The organism is Mesorhizobium sp. 113-1-2, assembly GCF_016756475.1.
Taxonomy (GTDB): Bacteria; Pseudomonadota; Alphaproteobacteria; order Rhizobiales; family Rhizobiaceae; genus Mesorhizobium; species Mesorhizobium loti_C.
In genome coordinates, this window is sequence record NZ_AP023242.1 from 5,417,516 (window position 1) to 5,436,097 (window position 18,582).

Here is an 18,582-nt window from a genome sequence, read left to right on the forward strand (position 1 = left end):
CTTCAGCGTTTTGTGAAAAGCTGGCGCCAATCGAGAATCCGCCGGCGGGGGCCGCTGCAAGACATGCATGAAATCTGGCGCCAGTTCCGCCGCGACAGACGCGGCAACTATGCTCTTATGACAGTCGTGGCGATGGTGCCGTTGATGGGCGGCCTGGCGATCGCGGTCGACTTCACCGAAATGAACCGCGAAAAGCAGATGGTGACGAATGCGCTCGACGCCGCCAACTTCGCCACGGCGCGCCGGCTGACGGAAGGTGCGACCGACGACCAGTTGAGAGCCTATGCGCTCGATTTCTTCAATGCCAACCTGAACGATGTCGATCCCGCCAGCACGACGCTCAACGTCACCTTGCCGAGCAACACCAGCGGCGGTGGCCTGCTCACGATGACGGCGCAGCTTGCCTACAAGCCCTATTTCTATCCCGCCTTCGCCCAGATGGTCGGCAAATCCGCGACCGATGCGAACCAGAGGATCAGCTTCAACATCACCTCCCAGGTGCGGCTGAAGAACACGTTGGAAGTTGCCCTGGTGCTCGACAATTCCGGATCGATGACCACACTCGGCACCGGCTCTGGACAAAAGCGCATCGATCTTCTCAAGACTGCGTCGAAGCAGCTGGTCGACACGCTGGCCCAGCAGGCGGTTATGATCAAGCAGGTCGACAAGCCGGTGCAGTTCGGCCTCGTGCCCTTTGCCGCTTCGGTCAATGTCGGCCCCGGCAATGGCAACGCGTCGTGGATGGACACCGAGGGCCTGTCGCCGGTGTCGAACGAGAATTTCGACTGGTCGACGCTGAATGCGGCCAACAAATACGCCCAGCAGACCAACGGTATCTGGTACAAGCGCGGCACTGGCTGGGGCACCGAGGAAGGCCAGATGCTGACCCGGTTTTCGCTGTATCGGGACATGAAGGTCGTCACCAACCACGAGCGTGTCGTCAACAGCAAGCGGGTGGTTTGCGACGAGTACAATTCGAACAACACCTGCAAACGCAGCCACGACGAATATGACTACATCGATTCCTACGGTCCATTTGCCAGCTGGCAGGGCTGCGTGGAGGCCCGGCCCTACCCCTACAATGTCAACGACACCCCGCCATCCGGGGGTTCGGCGAACACCGGCATAGGCGTCGGCGATCCGGCAACGATGTTCGTGCCGATGTTCGCTCCCGACGAGCCCGGCAATCACTGGAAGCTCACCCAAGACCCCGACGAAGCCGCCCCGGTGACCTACGGCGCGGTGAACAGCTGGTGGAACGACGATCCTTCGAGCAGCACCGGTCAATCGCGGCTGCGCAATATGGCCAAATATTTCCAGCCGCGGCCAATAGATGCGCCGGCGCTACCCTCTGGCAATGGCCCGAACTACAGCTGCACCACCAACCCGATCACGCCGCTGACCGATGTCAGCGTCACCGATGGGGCCACCGCGATCAAGGCCGCGATCGACCTCATGCAGCCAAATGGCGGCACCAATGTTCCCGAGGGCCTGGCGTGGGGCTGGCGGGTGGTTTCGAGTGGCGAGCCGTTCACGCAAGGGCGCGCGGAAACCGAGAAAGGCAACGACAAGGTGGTGATCGTGCTGACCGACGGCGCCAACACCTACTACACACCGTCTTCGCTGGGCTATTCAGATCCCGCCAATTCGAAATCGACCTATGCGTCCTACGGCTATCTCAACCCCGGCTACAACGGCACCACGGTCGGCCGCATGTTCATGGGCACATCGAGCGCCATTGGTCAGTTCGACTATTCGAACGGCAATTACACCAACGCGCTCAACGAGCAGATGGTAACGCTCTGCAACAACGCCAAGGCAGCCAACATCATGGTGATGACGGTGGCGCTCGACCTGTCGACGACCAAGGCAAGCGACAAGCTGGCGATCGATGCGCTGAAATCCTGCTCGTCGGACTCGCGCTTCCGCAAGGACGCGACGGATCCGACCAAGCCGGCCAAGCTGTTCTGGAATGCGACCGGCGCCAGCCTGTCGAACGACTTCAAGGAAATCGGCAACGAACTGTCGAACCTGCGGGTGGTCGGCTAGGAAGCGGCGCTGAACACGTTCTTGGGTGCGAGCTCGGCTCTGATCTCGCCGAGCAGCGCCATGCCGCCCAACCGGCCCAATTCGTCCGAACATTTCGCACTCTTGCCATAGCAGCCGAATGCAACCGCTACACGCTGCGAAAGCGGCCGGATGCAAGGCAAGCCCGAGTCGCCAAAGGTGGTCATGCAAGGCACGACCCGGCGTTCTTCGAAATCGAGGTCGCGAATACGCTCAAGGATCTGCTTTTGAAGCCCATCGGCAACCTCGATCGACCCGCCCGATTTGAACCAGTCCTTGATATCCGCCTCGCTTTCGAGCGGCAGATCGACCGGGTCGCCGCCGAGCTTCAACCAGGTTTGCCCGTCCGGATAGGGGATCGGCGGCAGAATATAGGGATCCTCGCCCTTGGGTCCGAAACAACGCATCGACGGCATTCCGGCCAGGCGTTGAACCTCCCCCGCACCGAGCCGAAACATCGCCACGGTACGCCCATAGACCGTAAAGCCCAGGGATTGACCGAGCAGTGACTGGGTATGCCCGCCTGCCGCGACAAGAACACGCTCGGCCTCGACACTGCCCGATCGCGTCCGGATCGTCACACCGGAGCCGCTTTCCGAAATCCCCAGGACAGGTTCGTCGATGATGCGAGCCCCGGCGCGCTCCGCCGCAATCGTCTGCGCCCGGACCAGGCGGCGCGGGCTGATGTGTCCGGCATTGCGCGGCTCGAAATATCCGCGCATTCCCGCCGTCGATTTCAGAAACGGAAATCGCTCCGCGAGCGCAGTATCATCATAGGCTTCACAGCGAATGCCAGCCTCGGCGGCTATTTTGCCAACCGAGGCGATATCAGTGCTTTCGCGAGGGCCGACATGAAGCACGCCGACTTCCCGGTAGAATTCCACACCGCTCTCCGCGGAAATCTCGCCGTAGCGAGAAATCGCAGCGCTGTTGGCCTGCCGCCAGAATGGATGGGCGTCGAAAACCCGCGTGATACGGCCCTCATCGTAGTGGCTTCCAAAGACACCGCCATGGTGCGGATAATCGGTCGGCTCATCGGGCCCGATCAGTGCAACATCATGGCCCATTTTGGACAAATGTCGCGCAGCCGCCGAGCCGATCAGACCACGTCCGATCACCGCAAGTTTGATGGCTTTGTTCGTGGTCACGATGAACTCCCGGGCATTGCAGGCATAGACCGCATGAAATGAAACGCCAACTCCGGCTCGTCCTTAAGACGGGGAATTGGCATGTCGATGACAGGCTTGTGATTTTCTGGCGCAACGCCTGGCGCCGCCAAGCCCTTGCGGGTGCCTGCCGCGACAGGCACATATCACCCGCTCGCGGGATCGTGCGTCCATCGCGGCACGCTTAGGGGACGAACAATGCCCGATACCGCCAATCATATCGCCTTCGCGCTGGTCTGCCTTGGCATGGTGCTGACGCCAGGCCCGAACATGATCTACCTGATCTCACGCTCGCTGTCGCAAGGGCCGAAGGCCGGACTGATCTCGCTTGGCGGGGTCGCGGTGGGCTTCCTGTTCTATGTGGTGTCGGCGGCGTTCGGCATTACGGCGCTGCTGCTCGCCGTGCCCTATGCCTATGACGCACTGCGCTTTGCCGGCGTGCTCTATCTCTTGTGGCTTGCCTGGCAGGCCGTGAAGCCTGGCGGCCGCTCACCGTTCCAGGTGCGCGACCTGCCGAAAGACCGGCCGCGCAAGCTATTCGCCATGGGGCTGATGACCAATCTGCTCAACCCCAAGGTAGCGGTGCTCTATCTGTCGCTCCTGCCGCAATTCATCAGCATCGGCAAAGGCCATGTCCTGTCGCAGCTCTTGGTTCTGGGCGCGACGCAGATCTCAATAAGCCTGACCGTCAATGCCATCATCGCGGTGACGGCCGGCTCGATCGCCACCTTCCTTGCCGGGCGGCCATTGTGGCTGGTCATCCAGCGCTGGATGATGGGAGGGGTGCTGACGGCGCTGGCGCTGAAGATGGCGACCGACGCCCAGCGCTGAGCCCTTCCGGCAGAGCATGATCCCAAAACCGGTTCCCACGTTCGGGGGCCATGCTCTGGTCTACATCGGCCGGCGGATCGGGCGGATCTGCGCCGGCTCGACTACCTTTCGGTAGAGGTGCCAGGTGGCGTGGCCCAGGATCGGCATGACCACCGCCAGCCCGGCAAACAGCGGGATGGAGCCGATCACCAGAAGCACTGCAACCAGCAGCCCCCACAGCGCCATCTGCAGCGGGTTTGCCATCACCGCCCGGGCCGAGGTTTCGATTGCCGAGACGGCACCGACATCACGGTCAAGCAGCAGCGGAAAGGCGATCACCGTCGTGGCGAGCACCACCACGGCAAAGACGAACCCGGCCGCGTTGCCAAGCAGAATCAGGGTCCAGCCCTTGCCGGTCGTCAGCACATCGCGGGCGAAGGCGCCGATCGATGCCGGCGGCTGGTCGCCGAACAGGCTGGTGTAGATTGATTGCGCGGTGAACAGCCACAAAAGGAACAGCGCAAACAGCATGATGCCGATGACTGCGATCGACGGCAGCGCCGGGGACCGGCGCACATCCAGCGCATGGCGCCAATCCGTGTTCATGCCCAGCTCGCGCCGGCGGCTGATCTCGTAGAGCCCGATCGCGGCAAAAGGCCCGACCAGGGCAAAGCCCGACATCAAGGGATAGACGAGTTGAATGGCGTTGGAACCCGAACTCCACTGCGTGAGGATCAGGCCGACAATCGGATAGATCAAACACAGGAACACGTAGTGAGACGGTTTTGCCCAGAAATCCTCGGCGCCGAGCTTGAGCGCGTCCCAGAGGTCCGTCGTGGTGATACGGCGCACCGTGGGCTGCACATGCATCCCATACGCGTCCGCCATGACATGAAAGCCGGCCATAACCATCCTCCCGTGTGTCGGGGGCGGTCACGCGGTGAGGCCGCCCGTAGCTGCCACTGCAAGAACGAGAGTGACGATAGCAGATCTGGCGTCGGTTGTCGCCGCGTCAATGGCTGGAACCAGTCGTTGTCGGTCATCTCCGGCTGCTGCCCCTCATTGGGCGTGCCGGGCGGCCTTCGTTTGGCGAGCCACCTCGCCTCATTTTAGAACCCATGCATTTTAGTTATTGCTTAAATTACTCATAGAGACCCCAAGCGTATCACCTAGGCATTGCAAACCTTGGCGGCGGACGATGTTCACATTGAGGGGCTTCTGGCCTTCGAAGCGCGGCAACTTTGCCATGGCGACCGCCATAGCGATGCTGCCGATAATGGTTGTCGTGGCCGGCACGATCGATCTGACGGGCACGAGTGACGACGCCGCGCAATTGCAGAACTCGCTGGACGCGGCAGGGCTTGCCGTCGGTACGAAGTACCTGCCCAGCATGGCCGCGAGCGATGTCCAGGGACTTGGGCTGACATTCTTTGCGGCCAATTTGAGCCTGGCCGACCAGCAGGAATATTCCGACAGCGTCTCCGCTTTTTCGACAACCGCCAGCGGCGACCCGAGCGCCTATTACATCTCGCTTTCGTCCAGCATCAACCATCCGAGCTTCATCAATGGCGCGGCCCCCTGGCCAGCTCACCGCTCAGCCACGGTCAAGATGAACCCCGGTGCGCAGGCCTGTGTGCTGGCGCTCGATCCACATGCTTCGGCAGCCGTAAGCCTGCAGGGCTCGACCAATGTCGCTATGAGCAGCTGCGTGATCGCAGCAAACTCGGACGCGTCCGATGCCGTCAGCCGAGGCGGTTCCGCGCAGGTGTCTGCGGGTTGCGTCTCGACCGTCGGCGGCACTTCCGGGCTTTTGCCGCCCAGCGCCAATCTCACCTGCGGAGCCCCGCTCGAACATCAATATGCGTCTTTCGATCCTCTGGCGGATGTCGTCCCTCCCCCCTACACATTGTGCCTGCCGGTCCCGAACGGCAAAACCTATGCGCTGTCGCCCGGAACCTATTGCGACAAGACGTTGTCGGGAAACATCACGCTCAATCCGGGCGTCTACATTTTCCGCGGCGTCACCTTGAAACCCGGCGGCAACGGCAGCCTGACCGGTCAAGGCGTGACCTTATTCCTCATGGAGGGCTCACAGATCACCATAAATGCCAATGAACAGGTGAATCTATCGCCACCCACCAGCGGTCCCTACGCCGGCATCACCATTTTCGAGAACCGCGGCAACACGTCGGCCTTGACGCTGAATGGCGGCGCAAATTCCGTGATCAGCGGTTTCGTCTATGCGCCTGACGCGGCCATTTCCTTTGCCGGCAACTCAGATATGAGCGGTCAGGGGGACTGTCTGAGGCTTGTTGGCTTGACCGTGCAGATGACCGGAAACTCATCCATCAAAACCGACTGCTCGGCCGTGTTTGGAAATCGCGAGATGTATGCCAGCCGCCTGATCACCCTTGTGAAATGAGCGGTTGGCTTCTCATTTCCATCTCAGATTTTACCGCCCTGCCCGGCAAAAGCCATGATCGCCATTATGTCAGGTGGGCATGACGATCGCGAAAACTGCAAACTCCCCAATCCCGAATCCGAACAGGCGCACGTTGCTCAAGGTAGCCGGCCTTGCAGCCATTGCCGTGCTTTCCGCCTGCAGCACCGTCTCAGTCCCGACGGGCGAAGGCGCAGGCGTCTCCTCCTCAGCCACCGCCACTCTGGCGGGTTTGCGCGCCACAGCCGGGCTCGGCCCGCTGACGCCGGACGCCCAGCTCGAGCAGGCGGCGCTGCAGCAGGCCGGCTACATGGCATCGCGGGAGCGCATGAGCCACACCACGGGCTGGGGCAAGGATTTTGCCTCGCGCATGAAGGACAACGGCGTGCGGGGAGCCGCGGCCGAGAACATCGCCGAAGGCCGCTTCGACCAGCAAAAACTGTTCGACATCTGGATGCATTCGCAAGGTCACCGGCGCAACATACTCGATGCGGATTTCAGCCGCTTCGGGCTCGCCTATGTCCGCGACGGACGTGACCCCAACCTGCGCTATTGGTCGCTGGTTCTCGGCAGGTAGCATCACACACTTTTGGGCGGCATGCATTACTTCGTCGTCGCCTTGAATTTTCCCATCAGATAGGGGCCGGAGCGCACCGGTGCGTATTTCGGCGCCTCGCCATCGGCAAGGCAGCCGTCGAGCACCTTGATCTCGGCATCCCAGTTCGGCTGATGGAAGAAGGCCATCGACTGGCGCCGGTCCCTGCCGCCCTGTTCTGTCGATGGATTGACCACACGATGCAGTGTGGAGACCCAGCGGTCGTTGGTCCAGCGCGCCATCAGGTCGCCAATGTTGATGATGAAGGCTCCCGGGATCGGCGGCACCTCGGTCCATTCTCCATCCGGCGTGATGATCTGAAGGCCGCGCGATCCGGCCTGCGGCAAAAGGATGGTCAGGCTGCCATAGTCGGTGTGGGCGCCGGCGCGGATCTGGCCGGGCTTCGGCGCGACATGCTGTTCGGGATAGTTGAGCGCCCGCAGCGCGCTGATCGGCGCATCGAGATAGCTGTCGAAATGATTTTCAGACAGGCCAAGCGCCGTGGCGAAGACACGCATGATGCGCAGCGCCAGATCCTCGAGCGCCGCATAATAGGCTTTCCAGGCGTCGACGAATCCGTCCGGTTCTTCAGGCCAGATCGTTTGCGCATAACAGAAGGCAAGCGCCTCTGGATCGGACATGCCTTGCGGCACGCTGAGCGGTCCGCCGTTGAAACTCTCCTTGAGGTCGGGTGGCGTGTCGACGTTGCGGGATTTGGCCAAGGCTTCGAGTTCGGGGCCGAGATAACCGTACGGATAGCCCTTGTAGGGCGCCTTCGCGCGCTGCTTCTGCTCCGGCGGCAGATCGAAGAAGGCGCGGGCCTTCGACCACGCCGCGTCGACCACCGCTTGCGGAATACCGTGGTTGGTCACAGCCAGAAACCCGGTGTCGCGGCAGATGCGGTCGACCTCGGCGCCGAGCGTCTTTTTCTCTCGTGCGCCGGCGTCTTCGAACCGCTTGAGGTCGAATACCGGAAATGTCGCCTGCATCATTCTCGCGTCCAGACGGTCGCCCGCCGGGACGATGCAGTCGGGTTCGGCAATAGGCTAGGACCAACCGACCTGTCCGTCCTAGTCCATATGCGCCAGAGGCGCGACCCCGACCTGCGATACTTGGCCCTGGGCAAGTAGCCGCCGACCAAGCGGCCGCACCGATCTTTGCAGAGGCTGCGTTCCGGTGCGTGCCGCCGATACCGCAGATGCCGAGCATCACTCTTCATCTCATTATACCAGTTGACATGATGATTAATATAACTAGGGTCGGCTTCGAAGGCTCAGTGCATCTTGAGGGAGCCCGACGAGGAGGAAACTATGCAAACGTCGAGGAAAATTCGGCGCATAGCGCTTTTGAGCGGTATCGCCATGATGGTCGCCAGCGCGGCGTCGGCCCAGGAGATCAAGGTCTGGACTTTGACCTTCGCCAACGATTCCGCAAACAAGGCCTGGGCTGACATCGTGAAGGAGTTCGAGGCCGCCAATCCAGGCGTCACCATCAAGGTTGAGGGCCGCGGCACCGATGAACACAAGTCGGCGCTACGCGTCGCCTCAGGTTCCGACCAGGGACCAGACATCTATTTCATGTGGGGCGGCCTCGGCCTTGGCGGCGAATTCGTCAAGGCGGGACTTAGCCTACCGCTCGACAAATACTACGCCGAATACAAATGGGACGACGAACTGCTCTCACCGGCGCTCTCCTTCTCCAAGCAGTATGAGGGTGGCAGGCACGGCGTACCCTACACATTCCACGGCGAGGCGCTCTACTACAACAAGGCGCTGTTCGAGAAGGCCGGCATCACCACTGCCCCCGCGACCTATGATGAGCTCGTCGCCGACGCAGAGAAGCTCAAAGCCGCCGGCATTCCGGCGATCACCTTTGGCGGAACCGTCAACTGGCACGTCATGCGTCTCATGGACATGATCCTGGAAACCAAATGCGGCGTCGAGAAGCATGACCAGCTGATGAGCATGCGAGTGAGCTGGGCTGACGAGGCCTGCGCCACGGCCTCCTTCGAGGAGTTCCACAAATGGACATCGAATTACACGCTGAAGCCGTTCATGGGCATCGATCAGGCGCAGTCGTTCAATCTCTTCCTCGGCAATCGGGCCGCCATGATGCTTGAAGGCGACTGGCTGGTGGGACAGCTCAAGGGCGAAAACCGCACAGCCGATTTCGGCCTGTTCGCGTTCCCGACCGGCACCGACCGCCTCTATGGCTTCGCCGAGTACAACTACATTTCGACCAAGAGCAAAGTTCCCGACATCGCCGCCAAATTCCTGAACTATCTGGAATCCACCGACGTGCAGCAAAAGCACCTTGGCGATTTCGGTTCGATCTCGGTCAACAAGAACGTAAAGTACACGAGCACCGAACCGCTCGACCAGAAATGGATCGAGATTTTCGGCAAGTTCCCGTCGACATTCGTCAATGGCGACCAGGCCTTCCCGCTCGATGTCACGACCGAATATTTCCGGGTCATCAACGAGGTTGCCAGCGACAATCTCGATCCTAAGGCGGCAGCTGCCGAGCTGCAGAAATTCATCGGCAACCGCAGCTGATATTGAACCTCGCGATGGCCGGCCCCGACAAGCCGAAGGCCGGGGCCGGCCAGCCGATTTTTTCGCACCGCTCCTGGGATGATACATGGCTGTGAACATTTCCGCCGCCGATCGCCATGCGCGAATGCCGACCCGGTCAGGTCAGCTTCGCCGGAAACTGCAGGATCCGACCCTGCAGGGACTGATACTACTGGCGCCTGCGGTGCTGACCTACGCAGTCTTTGCCTTCTACCCGATGATCGACGTCATCCAGCTCAGCTTCATGAAATGGAATGGACTGAACGCGGACAAGCATTGGGTGGGGCTCGACAACTACCGCTACGTGCTCGCCGACGATCCGGTCTTCTGGGTCGCCTTCAAGAACACGCTGATCTGGACTTTCCTGTCAGTTGTCTTCCCGCCGCTGATCGGCTTTGGGCTGGCGCTCGGCCTCAACCAGAACATCCCCGGCCGCTCGCCGCTGCGCGCTCTGTTCTACATGCCCGTGATCATCGCGCCGATCGCGGTGGCAACGATGTGGCGCTGGATGTTCGACCCTTTCTTCGGGTTGTTCAACAGTTTGCTCTCCGCGGCCGGATGGCCCAACCTGATCCAGGATTGGCTGGGCGACCGCAACGTCGCGCTCTATTCGGTCTTCATCGGTTATGTCTGGGAGGTCGCGGGCTTCTCGATGGTGTTGTTCCTGGCCGGGCTGCAAGGGGTCTCGCCGACGCTGATCGAAGCCGCCCGCATCGATGGCGCAGGACGCTTCCAGCTGTTCCGCTACGTGACGCTGCCGGCGCTGAGGCCCACCATCACCATCGTCCTGATCCTGTCGCTGATCAACTCGCTGAAAGCCTTCGACATCGTCTACGGCATGACCGGCGGCGGACCGGCGCAATCGACGCAGATGCTGGCCATGTGGGCCTATACGCAAGCCATGCAACTCGGTGACTTCGGCCGCGGCAGCGCCATTTCCGTCGTGCTTCTGCTCATCACCGTCGCCATCGTTATCCCCTACCTGCGCTGGACGCTCAAGCGGCACGAGGCCTATCAATGAGCGGTGTGGCCAGCCCCTTTCGCCAGGCCGGCGCGGAGCGGGTGGATCCGCTGCTGGTGGCACTGTGGATCACGCTGATCATCGTCGCCATGATCTGGATCGCGCCGTTCGTCTTCATCATCTTCACGTCGCTGAAATCGAACGCGACGGTGATGGGGACCGGCGCGTTCTCGCCACCGACCAGCATCGCCTGGGAGAATTTTACCAATGCCTGGCGGCGCGGCGATTTCGGCACAACGGTCGTCAACAGCACCATCATCACCGTCATCAAGGTGCCACTCGGGCTGATGATATCGGCCATGGCCGCCTATTCGCTGAGCCGCATCCAGATCCGGGGACACAAGGTCGTCTTCCTTGCCATCGTGTTCGGCACGATGATCCCGTTCCAGGTGATGCTGGCGCCGATCTTCAAGCAGGTGAACAGCTTCGGGCTGATCAACACCTATGTCGGCATCATCCTGCCCTATCTCGCCTTCGGCGTCCCTTACCAAGTGTTCATCCTGCACGGTTTCTTCAAAGACGTGCCGAAGGAACTGAGCGAGGCGGCGCTTATCGACGGCGCGTCGCATTTCACCGTGTTCCGGCGCATCTTCCTGCCGGTGTCGCTGCCGGTGCTTGCGGCGCTGCTGATCCTCGACTTCGTCGCCACCTGGAACGAATTCGCCATGGCACTGGTCATCCTGCAGGATCCGGATCGCTGGACGCTGCCGCTCGGCCTGATGTCGTTCCAGAGCCAGTTCGCCCGCGACTACGGCCAGCTCAACGCGGCGATCGTCATGACGGTGCTGCCCGCGGCGATCGTCTACCTCATCTTCCAGCGCTACTTCGTCTCGGGGCTGACATCGGGCGCGGTCAAGGAATAGCAACGCAAGGAACCACGCATGACCGACGGCACGACAGTCGAGAAATGGGACATGTTCGAGATCGAACTGAAGGGGCCTGCGGATGGCAATCCCTTTGTCGAGATCGAGTTGTCCGCCAGCTTTTCGCAAGCGAACCGCAGCATCGCGGTGCCAGGCTTCTACGATGGCGACGGCACCTATCGCATCCGTTTCATGCCGGACAATGAAGGCAGCTGGAGTTACGTCACGCACTCCACCATCCCGTCACTGGCGGGCAAGAGCGGCGCCTTCGAGGCAACGGCACCATCGGCGGGCAACCACGGTCCGGTGCGCGTGCGCAACAAATTCCATTTCGCCTATGCCGACGGCACGCCCTACTTCCCCTTCGGCACCACTTGCTATGCCTGGACGCACCAGCCGCTCGACATGCAGGCCGAGACGCTGGCGACCTTGAAGAATGCACGCTTCAACAAGCTGCGCATGGGTGTCTTCCCGAAAGACTATCCCTTCAACACCAATGCGGCGCTGCACGCGATCTTCGAGGCCAGGCCGGACGGCAAGAAAGATTTCGACCGGCCGAACCCTGTTGCATTCCGCCATTTCGAGGCGCAGGTCGGCGCGTTGCGCGATCTCGGCATCGAAGCCGATATCATCATCTTCCATCCTTATGACCGTTGGGGCTACGCCAACATGAGCGCGGCTCAGGATTTCCGCTATGTCGCCTACCTCGCCGCACGGCTTGCTGCCTACCGCAACGTCTGGTGGTCGTTGGCCAACGAGTACGATTTCCTGCTCGACACCAAGCCGATGGCGCAGTGGGACCGCTACTTCCATATCCTCGAGGAAAACGACCCCTACCAACATCTGAAATCGATCCACAATGGCGAGCAGTCGATGAATTTCGACCACCGCAAGCCATGGGTCAGCCATGTCTGCATCCAGAACTGGGATGTGAAACGCACGCCCGAATGGCGCGACGCCTACGGCAAGCCGGTCGTCAACGACGAACCTGAATATGAAGGCAACATCGTCTTCCCATGGGGCAACATCAGTGCCGAAGAACTGGTGCACCGCTTCTGGCTCACCGTCATGCGCGGCGGCTATGCCGGGCATGGCGAAACCTACATGCACCCCCAGGATCTGATCTGGTGGGCCAAGGGCGGCCGGCTTCACGGCGAGGCGTGGAAGCGGATCGGCTTCCTGCGCGACCTCATCGAAGAGGACGTCAGCAATGGGTTGGAGCCGATGGGCCACAACAGCGAATGGCCCTGGAGCCGCGTCTCCGGCGCCAGAGACGGCGATCTTCGTTACATCTATCTTGGCGAGCATCAGCCGGTCGTCTGGTCCACCGGCCTACCGCTGCAGGATGGCCACTACGACATCGACATCATCGACACTTGGGCCATGACGGTGACGCCCGCCACGAAAGTGCCGGCGCCGATTCCGCATCCTACACGCCATGGCTCGGTCGTGCGTGGGGGCAAGGCGGACGCTGCTTTCGGGGTCGAGTTGCCCGGCAAGCCCTATCAAGCCATCCGCGTCAGGCCGCGGCTCTAGGAAACGGGGTTACGAGATGTCTTCTGTCCAGATCGTCGATGTGAAGAAGTCCTATGGCGCGACCCCCGTGATCCATGGGGTCAGTGTCGACATTGAGGACGGTGAATTTGTCATTCTGGTCGGCCCTTCGGGCTGCGGAAAATCGACGCTGCTGCGCATGATCGCCGGGCTCGAAACCATCTCGGGCGGCGAGATATCGATCGGCGAGCGAGTGGTGAATCATCTGCAGCCGAAGGAACGGGACATCGCCATGGTGTTCCAGAACTATGCGCTCTATCCGCAGATGACCGTCGCGCAGAATATGGGTTTCGCCCTCGAACTCGCCGGCGCCAAGAAAGCCGAGATCAAGGAAAAGGTAGACACGGCGGCATCGATCCTGGGGCTGCAGCCGCTGCTCGCGCGCTATCCGCGCCAGTTGTCGGGCGGCCAGCGCCAACGCGTCGCCATGGGCCGCGCCATCGTGCGCGATCCCAAGGTATTCCTGTTCGACGAGCCGCTCTCCAACCTCGACGCCAAGCTGCGCGTGCAGATGCGCTCCGAGATCAAGGCGCTGCACCAGCGTCTCAAGTCGACCATCGTCTATGTCACACACGACCAGATCGAGGCGATGACGATGGCCGACAAGATCGTCGTGCTCAATGGCGGCAGGATCGAGCAGATCGGCTCGCCGCTCGACCTGTACGACCGGCCGGTCAATATGTTCGTCGCCGGATTCCTTGGATCGCCGGCGATGAATTTCATCGAAGGAACAGCGCGCGACAATCCTCATCCCGGCCTCGAACTGGACGACGGATCGATCATCCCGCTGTCAGCCATTCCTGCCACAGCCGCAGGGCGGCGCCTCGTGCTGGGCGTGCGTCCGGAAGACATTCACATCGACAGCACAACCGGCGCAGCGGCCAGGGTAATCGTCGTCGAGCCGACCGGCGCGGAGACGCATCTTTCTGTCGAAATGGCGGGCCACGAACTCGTCTGCGTGCTGCGCGAACGCGTCACTTTGAGACCGGATGAGACCGTCATGCTTTCCCTGCGAAAGTCGACCGTGCATTTCTTCGACCCGGCGTCGGGGAGCCGCATTTGACCGCAGGCACCGCGGCGGCGGCCCGAGGGCCTAGTCCATATGCGCCGCAGGTGCGCCGCCGGCCGGCGCAGCCTTCGGCTTGCGCAGCAGGAAGACGAACGGGATGGCTAGCAGCGTCATCACCATCAGGATTTTGAAGTCGTTGACATAGGAGATCATCATCGCCTGGAGATTGACCATGCGATCGACCTCCGACAGCGCCATCGGATCGCCGCCCGCAGCCGCCGGCGAGACCGCCCAGAGATTGGGATTGAACGGGTTGATGAAGGCTGAAAGCTCGGCGTGATTGATCTGCGTGTTGCGCACCAGGAGCACCGTCACCACCGACACACCGATCGACGAGCCAAGATTGCGCACCAGGCTGAACAGCGCGGTCGCATCGGTGCGGTAGCGCGCGTCGAGCGTGGCGAAGGCAACTGTCGACAGCGGCACGAACACCATTCCCATACCCAGGCCCTGAATCACACCGGAGCTAAGGATCAGCCAGTTATCCATCTGCGGCGTGAAGCTCGCCATTGTGTAGAGCGACTGCGCGGTCAGCAGAAAGCCGATGACGACGAGAATTCTGGCGTCGATCTTGTTCATGAGCCGCCCGACGACGAGCATCGAAATCATCGTGCCGATACCGCGCGGACCTATGACGATGCCGATGGTGATGGTCGGATAGCCGAAAATCGTCGACAGCATCGGCGGCAGCAGCGACATCGAGGCCAGGATGAGCACACCCATGATGAAGATGAAGGCCAGGCCGGTGACGAAGTTGCGGTCGAGGAAAATCTTCGGATCGATAAAGGGATGTTCCGCCGTCACCGTGTGAATGATGAAAACCCAGAAACCGGTGATGGCCAGACCGAGTTCGATCCATATCTCGACCGAGGAAAACCAATCGACCTCGCCGCCGCGGTCCAGCATCAGCTGCAGCGCGCCGACGCCGAGCGATATCATGGCAAAGCCGAAGAAATCGAAGCTGCGCACCCGCCGGGCAACAGCCGGCAGATAGGCGGCCATGCCAAGGAAGGCGACGATGCCGACCGGCAGGTTGATGAAGAACACCCAGCGCCAGTTGAAATTGTCGGTCAGCCAGCCGCCCAGCGTCGGGCCCAGGATCGGTCCCAGCATGATGCCGGCGCCCCAGATGGCCATGGCCTGGCCGTGACGTTCCTTGGGGTTGATATCGAGCAGGAAGGTCTGCGACAGCGGCACGATGGCGGCGCCGAACACGCCTTGCATCAGCCGGAACAGCACAATGGTTTCAAGGCTCCATGCCAGGCCGCACAGCATGGAGAAGACGGTGAAGCCGACCACGGTCGTCAGGAACAGCTCCTTGCGGCCGAAGCGGTCGGCGAGCCAGCCGGTGACCGGCGTCATGATGGCGGCGGCGACGATGTAGGAGGTCAGCACCCAGTTGATGTTGTCGGGAGAGGCACCGAGATCGCCGGTCATGGTCGGCAGCGCGACGTTGGCGATCGTGGTGTCGAGCGCCTGCATGATCGTCGCCAGCATGAGCGCAACCGTGATCAGGCCGCGATGCGGCACCTCTCGAAATGGTTCTGGCGTGCTCATGATGCGGAACTTCCAGCAGGTAACAAAAACGTGTACATAGGGGTTTCCGGGCGGCAACGCCTTCCGTTGAGAGACCCTCATCGCGGTGGGACGCGATTATCGATGTGGGGGTTACATCGATCGAAAGTCTCTGATGAGCGGATGCCTGCCGCCCGGAAACATGAGGACCGAAGGGTCCGTGTCGAAGATTTTCAGATTTCGGCCAGGCCGCGACGCGGCTCGAACCAGGCTCTGATCCTTCACACTCCTCCCGTCAGACCAATCCTGCTACCCGCTTCCGCCCGCTGGTCAGCGCGGGCTTCAGCTGATTCTAGTGCGCGGCCTCACCAGCCGTGGCGTGACCGAATATTGCGGGAAAACCGCGGGCAACGCCGGTATCGACGGTGACAGAGGCGCTCATGCCGGTCCGCAGCGCCATCCTGGCGTCGGGATCGGTCAGTTCCAGGCGTACCGGAATGCGCTGCGTGACCTTGACCCAGTTGCCGGTGGCGTTCTGGGCGGGAAGCAGCGAGAATTCAGCACCCGTTCCCGCACCGATCGCCTTGACCGTCGCTTCGAATGTCTTGCCCGGATAGGTATCGACGACGATCTCGGCCTTCTGGCCCGGCCTCATGTTGGTGAGCTGGGTTTCCTTGAAATTGGCATCGATCCAGGTGTCGTTGGTCTCGACCAGCGAAAACAGCGGCGTGCCGGAGCCGACATACTGGCCGACCTTGAAGGACGAGGCCTGGGAGATGACGCCATCGGCGGGCGCCTTCACCGTGGTCTGCGCCAGGTCGTAGGCGGCCTTGTCGCGTGCGGCGAGCGCGGCCATCACGGTCGGGTGCTTGTCGGTTTCGATGTCGGGGTTGCCGCCAAGTGCGGCCTTGGCGCTGATGATGCCTTGCTGGGCGACGGCGACCTGCTGCTTTGCCTTGTCGAGGTCGTTGCGGGCCTGATCCAGCGACGACTTGGCGTTGATGCCCTTCTGCGCGAGATCGGCGGCGCGGTCATATTGCGACTGCGCGTAGTCGACCTCGCTGCTGGCGGATTTCTCCTGCGCCGTCGACTGGCTGTAGGCGGCGCGCAGCTGCTCGACGTTGAGGCGCGCGGCGGCTACGGCCGCGTCGGCCTGGGCAAGCGCGATCCGGTAAGGCTCGGGGTCGATGGCGAACAGGAGATCGCCCTGCTTGACCATCTGATTGTCCGCTATCGCAACCTGGACGATGCGGCCGGCCGTGTCCGAGGCGATCGACACCTTGGCCTGCTGCAGATTGGCGTTTTCCGTTTCCTGATAGCGCCCGCCGGTCACCCAGACATAGCCGCCACCAATGATCAGCGCCGCCGGCAAGGCAAACATCAAAAGGAAGCGGCCCATGCGGCGCTTCTTCTTCGGCGCCTGGACCGGCTCTATGGGAGAAGCGACCGCGACGGGAGCAGCAGTCGGCTGGGCCGGAGCTTCCATCTCCACCTTGGCGGCGTTTTCGTCGACTTTGGCTACCGCATTCATGCTGCTGCGCCTTTCGTAGGCTCGACTTTTTCCGAGGTATCCCCGTCCGCCAGATTCTGTGCCATCGCATCGAGCGCCCTGATCAGGACGCGACGGTCCTCCGGCGAAACACCGACAAGCGACTCCTCATAGACTTCGCCGGCGAGGCTCTTGACCTCGGCATAGGCAGCGCTTGCCTTGGCGGTCGGGAAAATCATGCGCACGCGGCGGTCGGCGGCGTCGGCGCGGCGCTCGATCCAGCCGCCCTCTTCCATCCGGTCGACAAGGCGCGAGACGCTGATCGGCTCGATTTCGAGCAGTTCGGCAAGCCGGGCCTGGGTGACGCCTTCCTCCTTGGCGACACGCACCATGAGGCGCCATTGCGCCGAAGACAGGCCAAGCCCACTGGCACGCGTCTCGAAACGCTTGCGCATCAGGCGCTGCACGTCGTGGATCAAAAATCCCAATCTGTCGATGCCATCTGAAACCATGAGCGGTATATATAATAAGCGTGCTTACTATTCAAGCAGCTGTGTGATCTCGGAAGCCGGCAAATGTGCACGGCAATGGCGCAGCATGATCATGGTTAGCAACTGGTAAGAGCCGTGGCCCGAGATGGGTACGCGGCGACCGAGCATCGCCGGGCGGCGTTCAAATACCGGCCGCATCAAGACGCTAGTGCCCGTTTGGGCGCTGCAGCCGCTGGTCGCGTATGACATATTCATGTACAGCCGCAGGTCAGGATCGGGGGATCGACGCAATGCCGACGCTTTACGCGCTCAAGCCGGCTTTCCAGGGAAGACTGCGGCCGCTGGTCAACCGGCTGGCGGCAATCGGCGTCACCGCCAACAGCATCACCATCCTGGCGGCCCTGATGTCGATCGCGGCCGGAGCGGCCATCGCGGTCCTGCATGAACGGCGCTGGCCGCTGCTGATCATTCCCGTCGTGCTGTTCGTGCGCATGGCGCTCAATGCGGTGGATGGCATGCTGGCGCGCGAACACGGCCAGGCTTCGACGCTCGGCATGTATCTGAACGAGATTTGCGACGTCGTTTCGGACCTGGCGCTGATCCTTCCTTTCGCGGCCTTTGCGCTGTTCGGCGCATGGGGCGTCATCGCCTTCGCCATCACCGCGGGGCTGACCGAGTTCGCCGGTGTGCTCGGCATCGCCGCCGGCATCGGACGCAATTATGCCGGACCGTTCGGCAAGAGCGACAGGGCGCTGGCGCTGGGCGTGGTGGCGATCCTGTGCGCCGCCGGGCTGTGGCCGGCATCCATCGCGGCGCTCGTGTTTCCGGCCATGGCAACGCTTTCGCTGCTGACCGCCATAAACCGGATACGCGCTGGTCTTATTGGCAGCGCCAGCTGAGCACTGAGGCTCGCCATGCCGGCAGAGGGA

General features: G+C 61.8%; 16 protein-coding genes. 10 read left to right on the plus strand and 6 right to left on the minus strand.

The features are described 5' to 3' along the window. The first annotated feature begins 63 nt into the window (after window positions 1-63). A complete protein-coding gene (locus JN279_RS26435) occupies window positions 64-2,049 on the plus strand; it encodes a TadE/TadG family type IV pilus assembly protein (RefSeq protein ID WP_202350670.1) in 1,986 nt (661 codons plus the stop codon). Here the strand turns inward: JN279_RS26435 and JN279_RS26440 are convergent. Beyond that, the gene (locus tag JN279_RS26440) at window positions 2,046-3,215 is read right to left on the minus strand and encodes an FAD-dependent oxidoreductase (protein WP_202350671.1); all 1,170 of its coding nucleotides are present in this window, start codon (window positions 3,213-3,215) and stop codon (window positions 2,046-2,048) included. The two genes, JN279_RS26435 and JN279_RS26440, sit on opposite strands and share 4 nt — an antisense overlap. A 216-nt stretch (window positions 3,216-3,431) precedes the next feature. On the opposite strand from JN279_RS26440, the gene JN279_RS26445 reads away from it, so the two are divergent. Next, window positions 3,432-4,064, plus strand: a complete 633-nt coding sequence (locus JN279_RS26445; protein ID WP_027054935.1) for a LysE family translocator — start codon at window positions 3,432-3,434, stop codon at window positions 4,062-4,064. A gap of 60 nt (window positions 4,065-4,124) precedes the next feature. Here the strand turns inward: JN279_RS26445 and JN279_RS26450 are convergent, their stop codons facing one another. Next, complete coding sequence (locus tag JN279_RS26450; protein WP_096456761.1) at window positions 4,125-4,949, minus strand: DUF2189 domain-containing protein; 825 nt, start codon at window positions 4,947-4,949, stop codon at window positions 4,125-4,127. A gap of 292 nt (window positions 4,950-5,241) precedes the next feature. Between JN279_RS26450 and JN279_RS26455 the strand changes: the two genes are divergently transcribed. Continuing rightward, window positions 5,242-6,465, plus strand: a complete 1,224-nt coding sequence (locus JN279_RS26455) for a TadE/TadG family type IV pilus assembly protein (RefSeq protein WP_096456759.1) — start codon at window positions 5,242-5,244, stop codon at window positions 6,463-6,465. 79 nt (window positions 6,466-6,544) lie between these two features. Beyond that, window positions 6,545-7,060, plus strand: a complete 516-nt coding sequence (locus tag JN279_RS26460; RefSeq protein WP_096456757.1) for a CAP domain-containing protein — start codon at window positions 6,545-6,547, stop codon at window positions 7,058-7,060. A 26-nt stretch (window positions 7,061-7,086) separates the two neighbouring features. On the opposite strand, the gene JN279_RS26465 is transcribed toward JN279_RS26460, so the two are convergent. Beyond that, on the minus strand, window positions 7,087-8,070 hold the full coding sequence (locus tag JN279_RS26465) for an isopenicillin N synthase family dioxygenase (protein ID WP_096456755.1): 984 nt from the start codon (window positions 8,068-8,070) through the stop codon (window positions 7,087-7,089). Between the two features lie 318 nt (window positions 8,071-8,388). On the opposite strand from JN279_RS26465, the gene JN279_RS26470 reads away from it, so the two are divergent. The 5 genes from JN279_RS26470 to JN279_RS26490 all read left to right on the plus strand — a co-directional run bounded on the left by JN279_RS26470 (window position 8,389) and on the right by JN279_RS26490 (window position 14,152). Then, window positions 8,389-9,633 carry an ABC transporter substrate-binding protein gene (locus JN279_RS26470; RefSeq protein WP_096456753.1) on the plus strand — a complete coding sequence of 415 codons (1,245 nt, stop codon included), beginning with the start codon at window positions 8,389-8,391 and terminating at the stop codon, window positions 9,631-9,633. Window positions 9,634-9,718: 85 nt separating this feature from the next. After that, window positions 9,719-10,672: a carbohydrate ABC transporter permease gene (locus JN279_RS26475; protein ID WP_096456751.1), complete on the plus strand. Its 954-nt coding sequence runs from the start codon at window positions 9,719-9,721 to the stop codon at window positions 10,670-10,672. After that, entirely contained in the window at window positions 10,669-11,535 is an 867-nt protein-coding gene (locus JN279_RS26480; protein WP_096456749.1) for a carbohydrate ABC transporter permease, read from the plus strand. Before JN279_RS26475 ends, JN279_RS26480 begins: the two co-directional genes overlap by 4 nt. A gap of 18 nt (window positions 11,536-11,553) precedes the next feature. Beyond that, window positions 11,554-13,071 carry a DUF5060 domain-containing protein gene (locus tag JN279_RS26485; protein ID WP_202350672.1) on the plus strand — a complete coding sequence of 506 codons (1,518 nt, stop codon included), beginning with the start codon at window positions 11,554-11,556 and terminating at the stop codon, window positions 13,069-13,071. Between the two features lie 16 nt (window positions 13,072-13,087). After that, on the plus strand, window positions 13,088-14,152 hold the full coding sequence (locus tag JN279_RS26490; RefSeq protein ID WP_096456745.1) for an ABC transporter ATP-binding protein: 1,065 nt from the start codon (window positions 13,088-13,090) through the stop codon (window positions 14,150-14,152). A gap of 30 nt (window positions 14,153-14,182) precedes the next feature. Here the strand turns inward: JN279_RS26490 and JN279_RS26495 are convergent, their stop codons facing one another. From JN279_RS26495 to JN279_RS26505, 3 genes are all read right to left on the minus strand, one after another. Continuing rightward, window positions 14,183-15,715: a DHA2 family efflux MFS transporter permease subunit gene (locus JN279_RS26495; protein ID WP_096456743.1), complete on the minus strand. Its 1,533-nt coding sequence runs from the start codon at window positions 15,713-15,715 to the stop codon at window positions 14,183-14,185. A 310-nt stretch (window positions 15,716-16,025) separates the two neighbouring features. Continuing rightward, window positions 16,026-17,204 carry an HlyD family secretion protein gene (locus tag JN279_RS26500; protein ID WP_096456741.1) on the minus strand — a complete coding sequence of 393 codons (1,179 nt, stop codon included), beginning with the start codon at window positions 17,202-17,204 and terminating at the stop codon, window positions 16,026-16,028. Further along, entirely contained in the window at window positions 17,201-17,674 is a 474-nt protein-coding gene (locus JN279_RS26505; protein WP_019857459.1) for a MarR family winged helix-turn-helix transcriptional regulator, read from the minus strand. Before JN279_RS26505 ends, JN279_RS26500 begins: the two co-directional genes overlap by 4 nt. Before the next feature lie 269 nt (window positions 17,675-17,943). On the opposite strand from JN279_RS26505, the gene JN279_RS26510 reads away from it, so the two are divergent. Next, entirely contained in the window at window positions 17,944-18,552 is a 609-nt protein-coding gene (locus tag JN279_RS26510) for a CDP-alcohol phosphatidyltransferase family protein (RefSeq protein WP_096456737.1), read from the plus strand. The last annotated feature ends 30 nt before the right edge of the window (window positions 18,553-18,582 follow it).

Bases quoted from the DNA above. Each gene is read 5' to 3' on its own strand.
- JN279_RS26435 (WP_202350670.1), top strand. From the start codon at position 64: ATGCATGAAATCTGGCGCCAGTTCCGCCGCGACAGACGCGGCAACTAT.
- JN279_RS26445 (WP_027054935.1), top strand. From the start codon at position 3,432: ATGCCCGATACCGCCAATCATATCGCCTTCGCGCTGGTCTGCCTTGGC.
- JN279_RS26450 (WP_096456761.1), bottom strand. From the start codon at position 4,949: ATGGCCGGCTTTCATGTCATGGCGGACGCGTATGGGATGCATGTGCAG.
- JN279_RS26455 (WP_096456759.1), top strand. From the start codon at position 5,242: ATGTTCACATTGAGGGGCTTCTGGCCTTCGAAGCGCGGCAACTTTGCC.
- JN279_RS26460 (WP_096456757.1), top strand. From the start codon at position 6,545: ATGACGATCGCGAAAACTGCAAACTCCCCAATCCCGAATCCGAACAGG.
- JN279_RS26465 (WP_096456755.1), bottom strand. From the start codon at position 8,070: ATGATGCAGGCGACATTTCCGGTATTCGACCTCAAGCGGTTCGAAGAC.
- JN279_RS26470 (WP_096456753.1), top strand. From the start codon at position 8,389: ATGCAAACGTCGAGGAAAATTCGGCGCATAGCGCTTTTGAGCGGTATC.
- JN279_RS26475 (WP_096456751.1), top strand. From the start codon at position 9,719: ATGGCTGTGAACATTTCCGCCGCCGATCGCCATGCGCGAATGCCGACC.
- JN279_RS26480 (WP_096456749.1), top strand. From the start codon at position 10,669: ATGAGCGGTGTGGCCAGCCCCTTTCGCCAGGCCGGCGCGGAGCGGGTG.
- JN279_RS26485 (WP_202350672.1), top strand. From the start codon at position 11,554: ATGACCGACGGCACGACAGTCGAGAAATGGGACATGTTCGAGATCGAA.
- JN279_RS26490 (WP_096456745.1), top strand. From the start codon at position 13,088: ATGTCTTCTGTCCAGATCGTCGATGTGAAGAAGTCCTATGGCGCGACC.
- JN279_RS26495 (WP_096456743.1), bottom strand. From the start codon at position 15,715: ATGAGCACGCCAGAACCATTTCGAGAGGTGCCGCATCGCGGCCTGATC.
- JN279_RS26500 (WP_096456741.1), bottom strand. From the start codon at position 17,204: ATGAATGCGGTAGCCAAAGTCGACGAAAACGCCGCCAAGGTGGAGATG.
- JN279_RS26505 (WP_019857459.1), bottom strand. From the start codon at position 17,674: ATGGTTTCAGATGGCATCGACAGATTGGGATTTTTGATCCACGACGTG.
- JN279_RS26510 (WP_096456737.1), top strand. From the start codon at position 17,944: ATGCCGACGCTTTACGCGCTCAAGCCGGCTTTCCAGGGAAGACTGCGG.